This is a genomic window from Methylobacterium sp. BTF04 (assembly GCF_010692745.1).
Taxonomy (GTDB): domain Bacteria; phylum Pseudomonadota; class Alphaproteobacteria; order Rhizobiales; family Beijerinckiaceae; genus Methylobacterium.
On the sequence record NZ_JAAHTB010000056.1, the window covers coordinates 1 to 17,460 of the forward strand.

Here is a 17,460-nt window from a genome sequence, read left to right on the forward strand (position 1 = left end):
AGGCGCTCGACGTCTCTCCGATTCTGTTCGCCGATCCGGCCCTGGTCGAGGTGACGCCCGACGGGCGTGACGTCCTCGAAACCTACCGCCGGATAGTGGCGGACCCGACCCGCAAGACCAGCGTCCACCGCATTATGGCAACGATCGAGATGGGTCGGGAGGCTGCCCCGTCATGCTGAACCCGTCCGACCTCTCAAGCTTCGACCTCGATGGCCTCTCCGCCGGGCGTCTCGCCCTGGCCCGACGCCAGCACCGGTGCCTGCGGCTCGCCGATCAGGTGGCCCTAGCAGACGAGTGCCCCGGCATCGCCGCAGAGATCGACAATCTGGATCGCGACGCCGCGTCGGCCGCCGAGGCCAAACGGCTGGTCTCGCACATCATCCGCCGATTTCTTGAGGACGAGGGACACGCGCCCGCCGCACCTGCCGGGACTGGACTGATCGGTCGCGCCCTTGCTGCGCTGGCCGGCCGAACCCCAGCCCCCCTCAACCCGCCCTTCCACGCAGACGCAGGGAGGGACCAGGCCGTGACGGATAGACCCATCACCTTCAGCGGGCCGATGGTGCGCGCCCTGCTTGACGGTCGGAAGTCGCAGACGCGGCGGATCACGGATTTGAAAGGCCTGCGCTGGGTCGTCGGCGATCGGCTCTGGTGGGAGACCGAACGATGATCCACGACGAGCGCCTTCACCAGTCCAAGCTCAAGACCTTCAAGCGGTACGTCGTGAGCCAGGGCTACAAGATCGAGCCACGACACCCGGCAGCCCACTACGAGGTCCTGCGCCTACGCCACGGGTCCGAGCAGCCGCTGCTCTACTTCCAGCAGGACGACTGCCACCGTATCACCGCGGCCCATGGCGAAGCCTCGGACCTGGTCACCAGGTGGCTGGAGAAGCGGAAGCCGGTTGAAGAGATCATGGCCTCGCTCATGATCGACGCCGAGCTGAACCGCACGATGGGCATCGCAAACGCCCCTTGGATCGAGGACATGTTGCCATGACGCTGAACCAGATCACCCTCATCGTCCTGTCACAGGTCATCGTGTTCGGCTTGGGAATGAAGGTGGGCGACCGCTGGTGCCATGCCCGGAAGCGACTGGCCGAGATCAAGAAGCTGATGCGCCGACAGAACCGGCACATACTCTCCCGCGAGGTGGAGGGCTTGTCCACGGACCACACCGATCTGTGGCTCGACGTGTGGATGGAGGTCGGCCCGAACGAGCCTTCTTAAGCCCAGGCGGACGGCTTCTAATCCGTCGAGGATACCGAAGCGCGCCGGCAAGCTCGCGCCGCCGCTGCCGCCCATGAGGCTTGGGAACAGGCCTGCCGATCCCGCTGGCGGGCGCTCGCCCTGGTCATCAAGGCGAAGCTCGAGGCCGTTGCCTGATGATCGAACGGATTGCCGGCGAGGATCATACGACCTTGGCCGCCATTGCAGAGATGAGAGAACGATGCCGCGTCCGAGGAAGCGAGCCCGCCTTTGGCTCCGGCCCGAGCGAGTTCGCGGAGGGAAGATCGTCTCCGCCGCCGCGTGGATCATCCTCGATGGCGGAAAGCATTTCGCCACAGGATGCGCTGCTGATGAAGTTGGATCGGCTGAGCAGCGGCTCGCTGAGCACATTGCCGAGAAATACCAGCCGAAGCGGCGCCTCAAGGACATCGAGGAGATAAACGTGGCGGACGTGATGTCGATCTATGTCGAAGACACCGCCGCGCGCCAGGGCAGCTTGGTCCGCTTCAAGGGTCGCATTCGACGCCTTACGAAGTTCTTCGGCAAGATGACGCTCTCCGAGATCACCGGAGAGACTTGCCGGGCTTACGTCGCAGCACGCGGTAGGCCCGGCGGTGCGCGCCGCGACCTAGAAGATCTTCTATCGGCAATTGGCTACCACAACGCCGAGGGCCTGCATCGGGGAAGCGTCCGAGTCGTCCTGCCGGAGAGGGTCGAGGCCCGCATCCGGTGACTCACCCGAGCCGAAGCCGCCAAGCTGCTCTGGACGTGCTGGCGATACCGCGAGGTGCAGTTGCGCCATCGCGGGCCGGACAAGGGCAAGAAGATGCCTACGGGCAAATACCCGCTACGGCACCTCGCTCGGTTCATCCTCCTGGGGCTCTACACAGGAACCCGAGCCGGCGCGATCGCATCGGCCTCATGGAAGCAGGGCGCAGGCCGATCCTTCGTTGACCTCGACGCGGGTCGTTTTCACCGGCTGGCCGAAGGGAAGCGGAAAACCAACAAGCGGCAGCCCGTCGTCCGGCTCCCCGATCACATCGTCGCGCATATGCGGCGCTGGCAGCGGACGCCACGGCCCGGCAAGGGGCCGCCGGAGGAGAGAATGCCCGAGTACGTCGTGGAGTGGCAGGGCAAGCCCGTCGCGTCCGTGAAGACGGCCTTCGCCTCGGCCATGGAGCTTGCGGAACTGGACGAGTCGGCTTCGCCTCACACGCTCCGACACACCGCTGCGACGTGGCTGATGATGGAAGGCGTCGATTTGTGGAAAGCCGCCGGCTTTCTCGGGATGACCGTGAAAGTGCACGAAGGCGTCTACGGCCATCATCCTGACTTCCAAGGTGAACCCGCGAACGCCCTCAAAAACCGGAGGCGAAAACCGGTTTCGTTGGTCAAACCGTTGGTCAGGCCAAATTATACCCCAGACGCGCCAGAGCGCCTGGACGTGTTTTATACTACGATATCAAGTAGATGAAATTGGTGGGCCCGGCAGGACTCGAACCTGCAACCAGACCGTTATGAGCGGTCGGCTCTAACCATTGAGCTACAGGCCCAAACCACGGTTGTGGTTTTTTGCGCGCCCGCTGGAAAACTGCCGTCCGGCAGGCCACGGATGCGCAGGATTCGCCTACCGCGAATGCGGCCGGGCGACAAGTCGGAGGAGGGCGGTTGGTGGGTGATGAACGACCTCAGTCGCTCCGGAATCAGCGGCGGGCTCCCGCCGACAGGCCCGGCTTCGCGGATGCCCCTCGTCACACCTCATCCGGCAGGCCGCCCGTCGACCTGGAATAGCGCCGACGGACTTGGTCGTCTCGATCGTTGCCCCGTCCGAGGTCCGGCCCTGCGCGCAGATCAAGCAGGCGTTGCGGATCGGCTTTCGCGGCAAATGCGACGAAGACCGATCCCGTCTGCGCCGCCTTGGGACAGCCGCGCGGCCATACTATCGCCTGCATCCGCGGCCGAGTGCTGTGCCCGGGTTTCCGGCGCAGAGTGCGGTCGATGGTGCGGGGACGTGGTGGGCAAAGCGATACCATACGAGCAGCTTATCGGCGGAACCGGCGCAGTTGGGCTCGACTTCGGCCCGAGAGTGTAGCCTTGCTTTCCTGAACGGCTGAGGTTGCTCGACGAGAACCACGGTCCCCTGACATACCGTCCCTAAGGAGCTTTGGATGATCGAAAGCGGGTACATGAAGTCCTGGATTGCCATCGGCTTTGCCGCCTGTGTCGGCATGACCGGTACGGCCGACGCCGCCCAGTGCGGCAACACCGCCGGTGGATTCGAGAACTGGAAGCAGGAGTTTTCGGCGGAGGCCCGTGGCCGGGCGAGTGCGGCCAGCCTGCAGGCCCTGATGGGGACGAGCTATTCGACGGCGACCATCTCGGCCGACCGCGGCCAGAAGAGCTTCCGCCTGTCCCTCGATCAGTTCCTCGCCAAGCGCGGCGGCACCACCATCGTGGCGCGCGGACGCAAGCTCAAGCAATCCGATGCGGCCTTGTTCGCCTCCATCGAGCAGCGCTACGGCGTCCCGCCCGGCCCGCTCCTGGCCATCTGGGGGATGGAGACCGGCTTCGGGGCCGTGCGCGGGAACGTGAACACGCTGTCGGCCGTGGCGACGCTCGCGTATGATTGCCGCCGCTCGCCCTTCTTCACCGATCAGCTCTACGCCGCCCTGGCCCTGGTCGACCGGGGCATCCTGACGGCGAGTACCCGCGGAGCCGCGCATGGCGAGGTCGGCCACACCCAGTTCCTGCCCAAGAACGTCCTCAACTACGGCACCGGCGGAAGCCTCGACAGCGCCCCCAACGCGCTGAACGCGACGGCGAACTTCCTCAAGGCCCATGGCTGGCGGGCAGGGGCCGGCTACCAGCCGGGCGAGCCCAACTTCGCGGCGATCCAGGGCTGGAACGACGCGCAGGTCTACCAGAAGGCGATCGCCTTGCTGGGTAAGCGCATCGACGGCGAGTGAGGCCGAATCCTACCCGGTCCTGACGGATCGGGTAGGGGTCCCGGCTTGGTCGAGGGGCGGCAACGCCGCGCGACCAGGCCGATTATCCGTCGACGGCACCCGGACGGCCGGATAGGCCCAGACGTCGGTTGCCCGTTCCGGGCGGGCCGTCCTGCAGGCTTCCGGCGACGACCACGAGGCGGCGGATCTCGCCGCGCAGGTAGGCCTGCAGGAACCGGTCGTAGTTCTTGAACGAGACGCATCCGTTCGAGGCGCCGCTGGCTCCGAGCATGTAGGTGTGGGCGAGCAGGCCGACGCGGCCATGGATGGCGCCGCTGCCGCCGACGGGGTTGAGGCGGATGGCGCGAACGCCGTGGAAGAGCTGCTCGCGTTCGGTCAGGTCGTAGGTGCCGGGCGGCGTCGCCCCGCGCATCGACAGATGGACGTGGCGCGGATCGTCCATGCTGGCGCCGAGGCCGGAATGGGCCTCGATCGCCTCGCCGTTCGGCAAATAGACCGTGCGCGCGCTGATATCGTAGATCGCGGTCATCGCTCCGGCCGACGGGCCCGGGCCGGGGCTGAGCCGCCGCAGCGGCGACGGCGCGACCGCTCCGGTGTCCACCGCGGCGTAGGCCAGCGTATTCCCGGGCGTGACGCCGAAGATCGTCTCGAAGAACGAGCGCTCCTCGCCGATCGCCGCCCGGAACACGGTCTGCGTCCGTGGCAGCACCGGCCGACTCGCCAGACGCTGCACGTCGACAGGACGCGGACGGCGCAATTCGGGCGGCCGCGGGACGGGCAAGGGAACGGAAGCGGCAACGGCGATCGGAGCGGTCTGAACGAACTCCACCGTGGCCTGGACCGTGGAGGCAGCGACACGGACGCGCTCGCGGACCGACGGAAGGGGGAGGGCGGCTGCCTCCCTGTTCGTGGCGTCGAGCCGGAACGCGGAATCGTTCCGATCCTCCGGCCCGAGCAGGCGAGCGGCCGATCCCAAGGCCGGGTTGGGGTCCAGCATCCAGGCGTATGTGCCCGTCGCGTCGGCGGCGGCCGTTCGCGTCGGCGTGAGCGCCTGAGCGACGCTCACTGGCGCGGTCCGATGGGCGGCGTCGGTGCCGAAGAGGTGGGTCCAGGCGGTAAAGCCGAGGCCGGAAGCGGCGGCCACAAGCAGAATGCTGTTCAATCGGCGTTTGCCGGAACGCCGCCTGATCCGGTCTGACCGATACGCGTGATGGTTCATGCGGGCTGTACTCGGATACGCGTTCCCCGCACGGGAGCCCTCCGGCGATCGCGCCGCTCGTACACACGAGCCGCGATCACCGAGCGGACGAGCCAGCCGTTTTGAGGAAGAATCAACCTTAAGCGACTCTCATTGAGCGCTGATTTGGTTAATCTTGGATAAAGCCGGCGCGATGCCGGACCGAGAGACCGGTGAGGGTCAGTGCCTTATGCGACGCTGGCGCGGGCCGGGCCTCTGAAACGGCATGGCGGCGGACCGCGTTCGCTCTCGGCCACCCGGCGGTGGCCATCAGGAATGTCAGGATGGATGCCAAGCTCGCGGACGATATCAAGGAGGCGGCCGCGTCCGGCCGCCGCCGGGCGATGGGGTCTCCCGGCTCGGTCAGCAAGGACGACCTGCCCTGGGCGGTGATCGAGGCGTTCGACGCCAGGGTGCGCGGTCAGGTCGAGCGCGATCGCCGGATCGAGCATGAGCGGGATCGGGTGCTCATCGCGGCGGTGAATCTGGCCGAAATGCTCCCCGGCGACGCCCTCGACGCGGTCGCCGATGCACGCACTCGCCTCGTCGATGCGATCGACTACCTCGAACAGGCAGTCTTGCGCTTCGGCATCGTGAGCCGACGCCCGGTCAAGCTGCGATGACGCCGTGCTTCGCCAGCAGCATCGACAACGATAGCCTGGCCACGAACCACCGCGTCGCGCACACCGCCATCGCCCGCTGACCCGGTGCGCGGCAGCGCCAGCGCGACGCCACGAAAGGCGCCCGGCTGTCCCATGCGCTGCGGCGGCGCAGCAATCGAAGCAGGATCGTGATAGGGCGGCCGGGCCGTCGCTGCGCGGCGGGAGCGAGGACCGGGCGATGCTGGGATGGGAGACGGATGGCGATGCGCTGGTGGCACCGGCAGTGGCGCGCAACCGCGACGCCATCCTGGCCGTCCTGCAGCGGATCCTGCCGCGCACGGGCGTAATCCTCGAGGTCGGCAGCGGCTCGGGCGAGCATGCGGTCCATTTCGCCCGACGCCTGCCGGCGGTAACCTGGCAGCCGAGCGATGCGGAACCCGCGGCCCTGCGCAGCATCGTCGCCCATGCCCGGGGCGCGGGGTTGGCGAACATCCTGCCGCCGGTGCCCCTCGATGCCGCGGCCGCGGACTGGCCGGTGGACCATGCCGACGCGGTGGTCGCCATCAATGTGGTCCACATCGCGCCGTGGCAGGCGACCGGGGGTCTGATGGCCGGGGCCGCGCGCGTGCTCCCGGCGGGCGGTTGCCTGTACCTCTACGGTGCCTTCACGCAGGATGGACGCCAGACCTCGGAAAGCAACGCGGATTTCGACGCGGATCTGCGGGCGCGCGACCCTGCCTGGGGCTTGCGCGACATCGCAGTGGTCGCCGAGGCCGGGCGGACCCACGGCCTCCAGCTCGCGGAAATCGTTGCGATGCCGGCCAACAACCTCAGCGTCGTTTTTCGCCGCGACTGATCCTGGGATCGATCGTTCGAACCGGACTGGTGCCGGCCTACGGCCTGCTCCCGACGTGCCGTGCCCGCAGCCTCGAAGGATGATGGAAACCGGGACCCGGTCGATCGGATCAGGCGAAGGCCATCTGAGAGGGCTCGGTCAGGCCGCACCCATCGCTCTGGCGGGTGCGTCAGCCGGCATCGAGGTAGAAAGTCTCGTCGAAGGAATAGCCTGAGCCGCGCACGGTCCGGATCGGGTCGCTCTGGCGCGGACGGTTGATCGCCTTGCGCAGGCGGCCGACATGGACGTCCACCGTGCGCTCGTCGATATAGACGTCGTGACCCCAGACACCGTCGAGGAGCTGCTCGCGCGAGAACACGCGGCCGGGGCTCTGCATCAGGAATTCGAGCAGCTTGAACTCGGTGGGGCCGAGATGGACCTCGCGGCCGCCGCGGCGGATGCGATGGGTCTCGCGGTCGAGCTCGATGTCGCCGGCCACGAGCTGATTGGCGATATGGGTCGGCTTCGAGCGCCGCAACAGGGCGCGGACGCGGGCGAGAAGTTCGGGGATCGAGAACGGCTTGACGATGTAGTCGTCCGCGCCGGTGCCGAGTCCGCGGATGCGATCGACCTCTTCGCCGCGCGCAGTGAGCATGATCACCGGGAGCGCATGGGTCTCGGCGCGCGCGCGGATGCGCCGGCAGATCTCGATGCCCGACAGGCCGGGCAGCATCCAGTCGAGCAGCACCAGATCGGGTGTCTGCTCGCGCAGGCGCAGCTCGGCTTCGTCGCCGCGCGCCACCGCGTCGACGACGAAGCCTTCCGCTTCCAGGTTGTAACGCAGGAGCGTGGTGAGCGCCTCTTCGTCCTCGACGATCAGGATACGCGTGTTCATCGGCGACTCGGAGGTGACGTGCGAGCTCAGTTGCTCGCTTGGGCAGTGACCGTGGCATAGTTCGAGGCGTCGTCCTTGGGACGGTCGCCGTCGATGGTCTGGCCGGTGGCGAGGTAGTGGATCGTCTCGGCGATGTTGGTGGTGTGGTCGCCGATGCGCTCGACGTTCTTGGCGCAGAACAGAAGATGCGTGCAGAACGAGATGTTGCGCGGATCCTCCATCATGTAGGTCAGCAGCGCGCGGAACAGCGAGTTGTAGAGCGCATCCACCGCACTGTCCCGCTCCCACACGTCGAGCGCCGATTTAACGTCCCGGGTCGCGTAGGCGTCGAGCACGTCCTTGAGCTGCTCCTGCACGAGATCGCTCATGTGCTGGACGCCGATGACGATCTGCTGCGGCTGGACCTCGTCGCTGATCGCCACCACGCGCTTGGCGACGTTCTTGGCGAGGTCGCCGATCCGCTCGAGATCGTTCGAGACGCGGATGGCCGAGATCGTCTCGCGCAGATCGATGGCGATGGGCTGGCGGCGCGCGATCAGCAGCACCGCCTTTTCCTCGATTTCATGCTGCAGGGCGTCGAGGCGGGTATCGGCCGCGATCACCGCCAGGGCGAGGGTCCGGTCGCGCTGCACCAGAGCCTGGCTCGCCTCGGCCATCATCTTCTCGGCGATGCCGCCCATCTCGGAGATGGTCCGGCGCAGGTCTTCGAGTTCGGTGTCGTAGGAACTGACGATATGCTCGCCCATGACCGGTATCCTCTAGCGGGATGGCCCTTGCGGGATGGCCCTCGCGGGGCGCGAAGGCCGCCCCGCATCCGGCGAGGCGACCTCTGTTGGGAGGGTTGGGGCAGGCGATTCCCGATCGGCGACCCCGGAATCCGCCCCGCTCGAAACCGTATCAGCCGAAGCGGCCGGTGATGTAATCCTGGGTCTGGCGCTTCTCGGGGTTCATGAAGATCCGATTGGTGGGGCCGAACTCCACTACCTCGCCGAGATACATGAACGCGGTGAACTGCGAGATGCGCGCAGCCTGCTGCATGTTGTGCGTGACGATGACGATGGTGAACTCCGAGCGCAGCTGCTCGATGAGTTCCTCGATCTTGCCGGTGGAGATCGGGTCGAGCGCCGAGGTCGGTTCGTCGAACAGGATCACCTCGGGGCGCTGGGCCACCGTGCGGGCGATGCACAGGCGCTGCTGCTGGCCGCCCGAAAGACCCATGCCGGACTGCTTGAGCTTGTCCTTCACCTCGTCCCAGAGGGCGGCCTTGCGCAACGATTCCTCGACGCGGACGTCGAGATCGGCCTTGGGCAGCTTCTCGTAGAGGCGCAGGCCGAAAGCGACGTTGTCGTAGATCGACATCGGGAACGGCGTCGGCTTCTGGAACACCATGCCGATCCGCGAGCGCAACTCGTTGAGATCGACCTTGGCATCGAGAACGTTCTGGCCGTCGAGCAGGATCTGGCCTTCCGCACGCTGCTCCGGATACAGGCTGTAGATCCGGTTGAAGGTGCGCAGCAGGGTCGACTTCCCGCAGCCCGACGGGCCGATCAGCGCCGTCACCTGCCGATCGTGGAAGTTGAGGTTGACCGCCTTCAGGCCGTGGAAGCTGCCGTAATAGAAGTTCAGATCCTTGACGGCGATGCGGATCGGGGAGGACTCGTCCGCCTTATGGCGGCTCTGCAGTGGTGCGGACGTGATCGCGGGGGCGGCGTTCATCTGTGGTGCGTCCTTCGATCGAAAGGGAGGGGGAGAGCGGGGCGCGCTTAGCGCGCCCGCTCGCTCTTGATGACGAAGCGGGCCACGATCGACAGGGCGAGGATCGTGACGGTGATGAGGAGCGCACCGGCCCAGGCGAGCTGCTGCCAGTTCGAATAGGGCGAGAGCGCGAACTGGTAGATCATCACCGGCAGGTTCGGGATGCCACCCATGAGGTTGGGCGAGAACCAGCTGTTGTTGTTGAGCGCCGTGAACAGCAGCGGCGCGGTCTCGCCGGCGATGCGAGCAAGCGCCAGGATGATGCCGGTGACGATGCCGGCGCTCGCCCCACGCCAGGTGATGGCCGTGATGACCTTCGAAGGCGGTGCGCCCAGAGCCGCGCCGGCCTCGCGAAGGGTGGCGGGCACCAGGCGCAGCATGTCTTCGGTGGTGCGCACGATGACCGGGGTGGCGATGATCGCCAACGCCACGGCACCGGCCCAGCCCGAATAGCTGCCCATCGGCTTGACCATGAGGGTGTAGACGAACAGGCCGATCAGGATCGAGGGCGCCGAGAGCAGGATGTCGTTGAGGAAGCGGATCACGTCGGCGATCTTCGAGTTGCGGCCGTACTCGGCGAGAAACGTGCCGGCCATGACGCCCACGGGCGTCGCGACCAGGATGCCGAGGAAGGTCAGCACGAGGCTGCCGAGGATCGCGTTGGCGATGCCGCCGCCCTCGGAGCCGGGGCCCGGTGTCGGCTCGGTGAAGAGCAGCGGCGAGAAGCCCTTCACGCCCTCGACGATGAGCATCATCAGGATCGAGCCGAGCACGAGGATGCCGACGAGCGTGGCGAGCGTGCTCGCCAGAATGAGCACGCGGTCGGCGATCCGGCGTCCGGAGCGGACCCGGCTCGCCTTCAGCGGGGGAGCCGCTGGTGCGGCGACGGTGTTTTGAGCGTCCATGGTCTTCGGTTCCCTGAGCTCAGGCGACCTTCGTGCGCCGGACGAGCAGGCGGGCGATGATCAGGACGATGAAGGTGATCACGAATAGGATGCAGCCGAGCGCCATCAGGGAGTGCAGCTGCATGCCGTCGGCTTCGTTGAATTCGTTGGCGATGCGCGAGGCGATGGTCGAACCCGGATCGAACACGGAGGCCGAGAGGCGGTTGGCGTTTCCGATGACGAAGGTGACCGCCATGGTCTCGCCGAGGGCGCGGCCGAGGCCGAGCATGATCGCACCGATGATCGAGACCGAGGCCTGCGGCACGAGGACGTGGCGCACCACCTCCCAGGTGGTGCAGCCGATCCCGTAGGCGCTCTCGCGCAGCACGGTGGGAATCTGGTCGAGCATGTCGCGGGTGATCGAGGCCACGAAGGGCACGATCATGATGGCGAGGATGATGCCGGCGGTCAGGATGCCGACGCCGGAGGGTACGCGGGCGTAGAACAGCGTGCCGACGATGGGCAGGCCTTCGACCACGTTCGAGACCGGCACCTGCACGAAGCGGGCGAACAACGGCGCGAAGATGAACAGGCCCCACATGCCGTAGATGATGCTCGGCACCGAGGCGAGGAGCTCGATGGTCATCGAGACGGGCTTGCGGGCCCAGCCGGGGCAGAGCTGGGTCAGGTAGACCGCGATGCCGAGCGAGAGCGGCACGCCGATGAGGAGCGCCAGAAACGCGGAGGCCAAGGTGCCGATGATGGCGACGAAGGCGCCGTACTGCTCCTGGCCGATGTTCCAGGCGCTCGACGTGATGAAGCCGGGGCCGAACTCGGCGAAAGCCGGCCAGCCGCCATACGCGATGGAGGCCAGGATGCCGAAGAGCACGATGAGGACGAGGAGGGCGGACGCGTAGGAGGCCGCGCGAAAGATCTGGTCGCCGAGGCCGCCGGGCTTCCTGCGGGCCGGTGCGGCCGTGCGCGTCAGGGCGATCTTTTCAGTCAAGGCGGCCATCCGATGGGTCTTCTCTTCCAATGCGGCGTCGTACAGCGCAGCGGTCCCCGACGCGAGTAGACCGACCGATCGCATCCACATGCCGAGCCCGGCGTCGATCCGCCGGGCCCGTTGGTTCCTGATCCGCGAAAGGCGGATGCCTTACATGTTGAAGATCGGCTTGCCGTCCTTGCCCTTGATGTCCTTCCACGCGTCGTGGATCAGGCCGACGACGTTGTCGGGCAGCGGCACGTAGTCGAGGTCGGTGGCGAGCTTGTCGCCGTTCTTGTAGGCCCAATCGAAGAACTTGAGCACATCGGCGGACTTGGCCGGATCGACCGGGTCCTTGTAGACGAGGATGAAGGTCGCGGCGGTGATCGGCCAGGCGTTCTCGCCGGCCTGGTCGGTGAGCGTGATGCCGAAGCCGGGCGCGGACTTCCAGTCGGCGCTGGCGGCGGCGGCCTGGAACGCCTTGTCGTCGGGCTGCGGGAACTTGCCGGCCTTGTTCTGGAGCAGGGCGTGGCTGAGCTTGTTCTGCTTGGCGTAGGCCGACTCGACGTAACCGATGGCGTTGGGGACCTGCTTGACGGTGGCGGTCACGCCCTCGTTGCCCTTGCCGCCCTGGCCGGCCGGCCAGCTCACCGTGGTGGCCGCACCGAATTCCTTCTTCCAGGGCTCGGAGACCTGCGAGAGATAGGTGGTGAAGATGTTCGTCGTGCCCGAAGCGTCCGAGCGATAGACCGGCGTGATGGTCGCGTCGGGGAGCTTGAGGCCATCGTTGAGCTTGGCGATCTTCGGATCGGACCACTTGGTGATCCGGCCGGCGTAGATCTCGGCGACGATCTCACCGGTGAGCTTGAGCTTGCCCGGCTCGATGCCGGCGATGTTCACCACGGGAACGACGCCGCCCATCACGGTGGGGAACTGGACGAAACCGTCCTTCTCGAGGGCAGGGCCCTTCAGCGGTGCGTCGGTGGCACCGAAATCGACGGTCTTGGCCTGGATCTGCTTGATGCCGCCGCCCGAACCGATCGACTGGTAGTTCAGGCCCGTGCCGGTATCCTTGCGGTAGGCTTCGGCCCACTTCGAATAGACCGGGAAGGGGAAGGTGGCGCCGGCGCCGGTGATGTCGGCGGCGAAGGCCTGGCTCACCGTGGCGAGGCCAAGGCTCGCGGCCAAGGCGAGATTGAAGAGTTTCATGGTCGGTCTCCCGAGGGGGCGGCATCGAACGCCGGGACGGGCAGGGCGCGCTCGATCTGCGCTGCGCCATACGCCGTGCTGCGCCGCAGCGGTATGTCGGTTCGGCGACAGTTCGATGACACTGACCGGCTGGCGCGCCTGGGGCCGGTCAAACCGGGGCGCCATCCACCGCTCGTTGGTCCCGACCTCGCCTCGACAGCCACCCGACGAGACGCCCCTCGGGCGATTCGCCCGCGGGGTCGGGCCGGCGCTCAGGCTTCGAAGTTCAGGAGGATGGCGCTCGTCAGTCTGCTGCTGCCGTTCGAGCCGCTGGCCGAGTAGGAACTCGTCTGGCTCTGCGTCGCCTGAAGCTGCTTGATGAAGCTCGCGAGCAGATCGCTCGTGCTGGTAGCGGTCGAGGTGGTCGAGGCGCTGCCCGAGGCATCGGTGGACGACGTCGAATCATCCGACGATGCGTCATCCGAGCCCTGGCCGGATGGCGGCGGGCCGGGCGGGGGACCACCGGGTCCGCCGACGCCGCCGCCCCCACCCTGACCAGAACCCTTGCCGCCTTGGGCGAAAACCGACTTCAGCGTCGTGGCCTGATCGCTCGTCAGAGTGCCGTTGGAGACCTCGTTGCCGATGAGATCGTCGATTCGGCTTTTCAGGTCCGACGGGGCGAGACGTTTGGTGCTGGACGAACCGGACGACGCGCCGCTGGTCAGGCTGCTGTCGATGTCGTCGACGGCACTGGTCAGTGCGGTCTGGTCGGTGCTGCTGATCTTTCCGGCGCTGACCTGGGACGCGATGGTGTCGAGGATGCGCTGCTTGGGCGAGGTGTGAACCGCCGTACTACTCGAGGATATGGTCAACATGGGAGGCTCCATCGAAGTGGGATAATTTCCCACTCAGCGAACGATGCCGGGTAACGGTTAAGAACCGGTGATCATCGTCTTGGTCCGCCCCTCAGTGACGCAAGAAACGCGACCGTATTGGCGAGGCGAAACAGCAAGCCTCTGCCGTGAGAAGCAGTGGTCATGCCGCCCAGCACGCGCATCGACGGGCTCAGGCGCGGATCGGTTCTGAACAGGGGCATCGGACAACTTCCGCATCGGGGGCATGCGGGGCTCGCGTCGCCGCAAGCGCCCGCAGATCGTCGGGTCAGAACCGGTAGTTGATGCCGGCGCGCACGACGGCGAAACCGGATTCGGCAGTCCCGGTGCCGTAATAGGCCGGGACGGTGGCATCGTAGACAGTAGTTCCGCCGCCGCGCTTGCCGAGATTGACGTAGAGCGCTTCGATCTTGGCCGAGAGTTTTTCGGTAAAGGCGTATTCGAAGCCGCCGCCCGCCGCGTAGCCGGTGCGGACACTGCTCGAGAGCGCGTACGGGTAGGACGACGCATAGGCCGATTGCGAACCGCCGCCATAAGCAAAACCGCCGGTGCCGTAGATCAGCACACGGTCGAAGGCGTATCCGACGCGGCCACGCACGGTGCCGAACCAGTCGAGGCTCGGGCTGACATTGTAATACGGCGTCGTTCCGAGATAGGCGGCATCGGCCTTTGCGAACGCGGTACCCTGGAAATCGGTCTCGACGCCGAGAACGAAGCCCGACCCTGGCGTGAATTGGTAATTGTAGCCGAGTTGGCCGCCCCCGACGAAGCCGCCGCGACCACCGGACTGGCTGACGGAGCCGTAGGTCGGATCGGTGAAGGTCTTGCGCCCGTCGTTGAACCCGTATCCGGCATTCAGGCCGGCATAGAACCCGGTCCAGGTGAAGGCGGGCGGCAGCGGGATCGGAGGCGGGACCTGCCGGCGCGGCAGGTCGGCGGCGTCGGCCGCGCCGATCGCCATGCCGAGGCACAGAAGGGCCACCGTCAAAGGCGTGGAAGCGTTGTACGATAAGGACATAGGCTCTCTCGAATTATGTCTTGCGGGATCGCGCGCTTGGGACGCGGCGCGCCCGCTTAGAGGGCGAGCAGCATCAGGCCGACGGTCGCCACCGCCAGGAGCGTGCAGATGGCGATGTCGAGGACGAGGGTCGGCGCGGCGAGGACAGGAGCGTCGACCAGCGGGGACAGGGCGTGCCGTTGCGACATCGCATTCACCGCACGAGAAGTACTGCCGCCATCCGGCCTGGGGGCGGGACCGGTATGACGGCAGCCTGCAACATTCCCGGCTGCGGCGAACGAACGTTGTCCGCGAGCCGAAGTCCGAGAACGGGCAGGGCGAGGGCGACCAGAGCGAGGAGGCCGCGCGACAGGGTGGTGAGACCGGACCGACTGCGAAGGTGCGGCGCCCAGGGCCGGTCGAGCCGCAGGGGCGGCAAGGACGGACAGACCAGGATGGCCTTCGACTCGGTCATGAAACGTCTCCGTGGGAAATTTGACCACGCCATTTGATTAAGTGTGTAAATTTCCCACGTCAATTGGAAAACCACCGGGCTACGTGCTCCAGCACACGATGTGGGATTGTATCCCACGCGACCCCGGCTAAGGTGCCGCCATGTCCGAGCCGAGCCAAACCGCATCCGAAGGGGGAAGCCTGCATGCGCCCGTGGCGCGCCTTCTGCGGCCGCTGGTGCGCCTGTTCGTGGCGCGCGGCATCACCTTTCCGGCGCTGACGACGCTCCTGCGCGAACTCTATGTGAATGTCGCCGAATACGATTTCGCATTGGCGGGCAAGGACCAGACCGACAGTCGCGTGAGCCTGCTCACCGGCATCCACCGCAAGGAGGTGGCGCGCCTGCGCGGCGCCGGCGCCCCGGTCAGTGCCGTACCGGCCGTGGTCTCGCGCACCAGCCGGATCATCGCGCGCTGGCTCGCCGACCCGAAATTCACCGGCCCCGCCGGGGAGCCGCTGCCGTTGCCGCGGTTGGGGGAGGGCGACGCGCCCTCCTTCGAGACCCTGGTGACCTCGGTGACCCGCGATCTGCGTCCCCGCGCGGTCCTCGACGAGTGGCTCGACCGCGGGCTCGCGATCCTCGACGGGCAGGATCGCGTGGTCCTGGCGGAGGCCGCCTACGTGCCCAAGGGTGGGGGCGAGCCGCAGCTCTACTATTTCGGCCGCAACCTGCACGACCACATCGCCGCCAGCGTCGCAAACGTCATGGGCGAGGTGCCGCGCTTCCTCGAACGGGCGGTGCATTACGACGGGCTGTCGCGCGAGCTCGCCGAGCGCCTCGAAGCGCGCGCCCGCGAGATCGCCATGGAGGCCCTGCAGCAGGCCAACCGCGAGGCGCATGCCGCCTGCGAGACCGATCCCGGCGGGCCGTATCGCTGGAACTTCGGCGTCTACATCTACGCCGAGGATACGCCCCCGGTGCCGGCGGCCAAGGCGTGAGCGGCCCGATGCGCCGTCGCAGCCGCCGCGAGATACTGGGCTGGTTCGCGGCTTTGCCGTTGGCGCTGCTGCCGGGCCGCGGCCGGGCGGCGCCCGATACGCCGCCGCGCGACCAGGGCATCGGCGGCACCGGTGCGCGACCGACGGACGGACCGGAGACCGAAGGAGACCGCGGCATCGGCGGCACCGGGGTCATCGGCACCATCCGCCGCTTCGGCTCCATCGTGGTCAACGACCTGCGCATCGCCTACCCGCAGGACGTGGCGGTCCATATCGACGGCGCCCCGGCCAAGGTCTCGGACCTGAAGATCGGCCACGTGGTGCGGGTGGTCGCGCTCGGACCGGAGGCGGGCCTCAGCACCCGCCGCATCGACGTGACGAGCGAGGTCGTCGGCCCCGTCGAGGCGGTCAGGCCCGGCGGCCTCACGGTGTTGGGCCAGCGCGTGGCGATGGCGGGCCTCAACCCGGGGCGCTGGGCTGTCGGCGACCGGGTCGCGGTGAGCGGCCTGCGCCGACCCGACGGGGTCGTCGTGGCGAGCCTGATCGAGGCCCGCACCACCGGTCCGGCCCGCGTCGCGGGTCCGGTGCGGCGCGATGCCGGCGGCACGCCGATGATCGGCGGCCTACGCCTCGCGGGCATCGAAGCGGCGCGTATCGGCGGGCGGGCGGTGGTCACCGGCGAGCCCACCGATGCGGGCTTCCAGGTCGCCCATGCGGAGGATGCCCGTGCGCTGTTCGTTCCGGGCCTCAAGCGGGTTTCCATCGAGGCCTATGTCGGGCGCAGGGGCAGCGCCCTTGATCTCGGGTCGGGCCTGCGGGTGTCGGGCGCGCCCGATGCCGGATTGCCGCGCCGGGGCAGCGTCCATGCGGTGATCAGCACCGAGATCGCCCGTGACGGCCGCCTCACCGTCGAGCGCCTGAGGATCGAGGATCGGATCGCGCCGGACACTCGAAGCCGGCCGACCGACGGTGGCCGCGACCGGTCGATTCCGGGCGACCGGATGCCCGGCGGCGGCCAGGACGCTCCCGGCCGGTCCATGGGACCGCGCGGCCTCGACATCGACACGCGGACAGCACCGGGCGATCGGCCCGGCGGCTTCGGCGACGGCCGCGGTCCGGGCGGTGGGGCGGGCCCCGGAGGTGGCAGGGGCGCGGGGCCGGGCGGCTTCGGCGGACCGGGCGGCGCTGCGCCCGGCGGTCTCGCCCCCCCGGGAGGCTTCGGTGGTCCCGGTGGCGCGGGTGGACCAGGCGGCCCGGGGGGATTCGGACGCCGCTGAGCCGGGTCCGAACCCTGTTGACCGGCGCGCAAGCGGAGCCGTAAGAGCGGTGATGCGCAGGCGCCCGTCACGGTCGGTTCAGGGTCGCGCGATCATCGGATTGGTCGCGCTTTACGCGCTATGGCTCCATGCCTTCCTGGGTACCCTGTCGCCGGTCCTGCCCGCGCTGCCGGGACCTGCGCTCTGCGCCGAGCATACCGCCGGGGCACCCTGGACTTGCTTCGGTTTAGTGGAGAGCGGTTTGGGTAGCGCTGCGTTTCTCGAA

The 17,460-nt window shown here is 67.6% G+C and carries 21 protein-coding genes and 1 tRNA gene; 10 read left to right on the top strand and 12 right to left on the bottom strand.

Annotation, left to right across the window (positions count from 1 at the left end; genetic code table 11):
- Positions 1 to 172: 172 nt before the first annotated feature.
- From G3T14_RS20865 to G3T14_RS25150, 5 genes are all read left to right on the top strand, one after another.
- The gene (locus tag G3T14_RS20865; RefSeq protein ID WP_163644457.1) at positions 173 to 670 is read left to right on the top strand and encodes a hypothetical protein; all 498 of its coding nucleotides are present in this window, start codon (positions 173 to 175) and stop codon (positions 668 to 670) included.
- On the top strand, positions 667 to 999 hold the full coding sequence (locus G3T14_RS20870; protein WP_163644459.1) for a hypothetical protein: 333 nt from the start codon (positions 667 to 669) through the stop codon (positions 997 to 999). Before G3T14_RS20865 ends, G3T14_RS20870 begins: the two co-directional genes overlap by 4 nt.
- Positions 996 to 1,229 carry a hypothetical protein gene (locus G3T14_RS20875; protein ID WP_163644460.1) on the top strand — a complete coding sequence of 78 codons (234 nt, stop codon included), beginning with the start codon at positions 996 to 998 and terminating at the stop codon, positions 1,227 to 1,229. Before G3T14_RS20870 ends, G3T14_RS20875 begins: the two co-directional genes overlap by 4 nt.
- A 220-nt stretch (positions 1,230 to 1,449) precedes the next feature.
- Entirely contained in the window at positions 1,450 to 1,962 is a 513-nt protein-coding gene (locus G3T14_RS25145; RefSeq protein WP_246733465.1) for a hypothetical protein, read from the top strand.
- A 54-nt stretch (positions 1,963 to 2,016) separates the two neighbouring features.
- Positions 2,017 to 2,703: a site-specific integrase gene (locus tag G3T14_RS25150; RefSeq protein WP_348645317.1), complete on the top strand. Its 687-nt coding sequence runs from the start codon at positions 2,017 to 2,019 to the stop codon at positions 2,701 to 2,703.
- 3 nt (positions 2,704 to 2,706) lie between these two features.
- On the opposite strand, the gene G3T14_RS20885 is transcribed toward G3T14_RS25150, so the two are convergent.
- Positions 2,707 to 2,782 (bottom strand) — tRNA-Ile (locus G3T14_RS20885).
- Positions 2,783 to 3,415: 633 nt separating this feature from the next.
- Between G3T14_RS20885 and G3T14_RS20890 the strand changes: the two genes are divergently transcribed.
- Positions 3,416 to 4,195, top strand: coding sequence for a lytic transglycosylase domain-containing protein (locus G3T14_RS20890; RefSeq protein ID WP_246733468.1), 780 nt, complete (start codon positions 3,416 to 3,418; stop codon positions 4,193 to 4,195).
- 82 nt (positions 4,196 to 4,277) lie between these two features.
- Here G3T14_RS20890 and G3T14_RS20895 read toward each other — a convergent pair whose 3' ends face one another.
- The gene (locus G3T14_RS20895; protein WP_246733466.1) at positions 4,278 to 5,357 is read right to left on the bottom strand and encodes a DUF2778 domain-containing protein; all 1,080 of its coding nucleotides are present in this window, start codon (positions 5,355 to 5,357) and stop codon (positions 4,278 to 4,280) included.
- A gap of 359 nt (positions 5,358 to 5,716) precedes the next feature.
- On the opposite strand from G3T14_RS20895, the gene G3T14_RS20900 reads away from it, so the two are divergent.
- A complete protein-coding gene (locus G3T14_RS20900; RefSeq protein WP_163644463.1) occupies positions 5,717 to 6,055 on the top strand; it encodes a hypothetical protein in 339 nt (112 codons plus the stop codon).
- A gap of 217 nt (positions 6,056 to 6,272) precedes the next feature.
- Complete coding sequence (locus G3T14_RS20905) at positions 6,273 to 6,890, top strand: DUF938 domain-containing protein (protein ID WP_163644464.1); 618 nt, start codon at positions 6,273 to 6,275, stop codon at positions 6,888 to 6,890.
- A 169-nt stretch (positions 6,891 to 7,059) separates the two neighbouring features.
- On the opposite strand, the gene phoB is transcribed toward G3T14_RS20905, so the two are convergent.
- From phoB to G3T14_RS20950, 10 genes are all read right to left on the bottom strand, one after another.
- The gene (gene phoB / locus G3T14_RS20910; RefSeq protein WP_163644465.1) at positions 7,060 to 7,764 is read right to left on the bottom strand and encodes a phosphate regulon transcriptional regulator PhoB; all 705 of its coding nucleotides are present in this window, start codon (positions 7,762 to 7,764) and stop codon (positions 7,060 to 7,062) included.
- 26 nt (positions 7,765 to 7,790) lie between these two features.
- On the bottom strand, positions 7,791 to 8,510 hold the full coding sequence (gene phoU / locus G3T14_RS20915) for a phosphate signaling complex protein PhoU (protein ID WP_163644466.1): 720 nt from the start codon (positions 8,508 to 8,510) through the stop codon (positions 7,791 to 7,793).
- A 151-nt stretch (positions 8,511 to 8,661) separates the two neighbouring features.
- Entirely contained in the window at positions 8,662 to 9,480 is an 819-nt protein-coding gene (gene pstB / locus G3T14_RS20920; protein ID WP_163644467.1) for a phosphate ABC transporter ATP-binding protein PstB, read from the bottom strand.
- A 47-nt stretch (positions 9,481 to 9,527) separates the two neighbouring features.
- Complete coding sequence (gene pstA / locus G3T14_RS20925) at positions 9,528 to 10,424, bottom strand: phosphate ABC transporter permease PstA (RefSeq protein WP_163644468.1); 897 nt, start codon at positions 10,422 to 10,424, stop codon at positions 9,528 to 9,530.
- A 19-nt stretch (positions 10,425 to 10,443) separates the two neighbouring features.
- The gene (pstC, locus tag G3T14_RS20930) at positions 10,444 to 11,418 is read right to left on the bottom strand and encodes a phosphate ABC transporter permease subunit PstC (RefSeq protein ID WP_163644469.1); all 975 of its coding nucleotides are present in this window, start codon (positions 11,416 to 11,418) and stop codon (positions 10,444 to 10,446) included.
- Positions 11,419 to 11,559: 141 nt separating this feature from the next.
- Positions 11,560 to 12,597: a phosphate ABC transporter substrate-binding protein PstS gene (gene pstS, locus G3T14_RS20935; RefSeq protein ID WP_163644470.1), complete on the bottom strand. Its 1,038-nt coding sequence runs from the start codon at positions 12,595 to 12,597 to the stop codon at positions 11,560 to 11,562.
- Positions 12,598 to 12,848: 251 nt separating this feature from the next.
- Positions 12,849 to 13,451 (bottom strand): hypothetical protein, encoded by a 603-nt coding sequence (locus G3T14_RS20940; RefSeq protein WP_163644471.1) that lies wholly within the window; start codon positions 13,449 to 13,451, stop codon positions 12,849 to 12,851.
- A 286-nt stretch (positions 13,452 to 13,737) separates the two neighbouring features.
- On the bottom strand, positions 13,738 to 14,430 hold the full coding sequence (locus G3T14_RS20945) for an outer membrane beta-barrel protein (RefSeq protein ID WP_163644474.1): 693 nt from the start codon (positions 14,428 to 14,430) through the stop codon (positions 13,738 to 13,740).
- Positions 14,431 to 14,543: 113 nt separating this feature from the next.
- The gene (locus tag G3T14_RS25460) at positions 14,544 to 14,675 is read right to left on the bottom strand and encodes a hypothetical protein (RefSeq protein WP_281409841.1); all 132 of its coding nucleotides are present in this window, start codon (positions 14,673 to 14,675) and stop codon (positions 14,544 to 14,546) included.
- A gap of 5 nt (positions 14,676 to 14,680) precedes the next feature.
- Positions 14,681 to 14,941 carry a hypothetical protein gene (locus G3T14_RS20950; protein ID WP_163644472.1) on the bottom strand — a complete coding sequence of 87 codons (261 nt, stop codon included), beginning with the start codon at positions 14,939 to 14,941 and terminating at the stop codon, positions 14,681 to 14,683.
- A gap of 140 nt (positions 14,942 to 15,081) precedes the next feature.
- On the opposite strand from G3T14_RS20950, the gene G3T14_RS20955 reads away from it, so the two are divergent.
- Positions 15,082 to 15,918: a DUF6502 family protein gene (locus tag G3T14_RS20955; protein ID WP_163644473.1), complete on the top strand. Its 837-nt coding sequence runs from the start codon at positions 15,082 to 15,084 to the stop codon at positions 15,916 to 15,918.
- Positions 15,919 to 15,926: 8 nt separating this feature from the next.
- Complete coding sequence (locus tag G3T14_RS24770) at positions 15,927 to 17,195, top strand: DUF5666 domain-containing protein (RefSeq protein WP_204262978.1); 1,269 nt, start codon at positions 15,927 to 15,929, stop codon at positions 17,193 to 17,195.
- Positions 17,196 to 17,460: the final 265 nt, after the last annotated feature.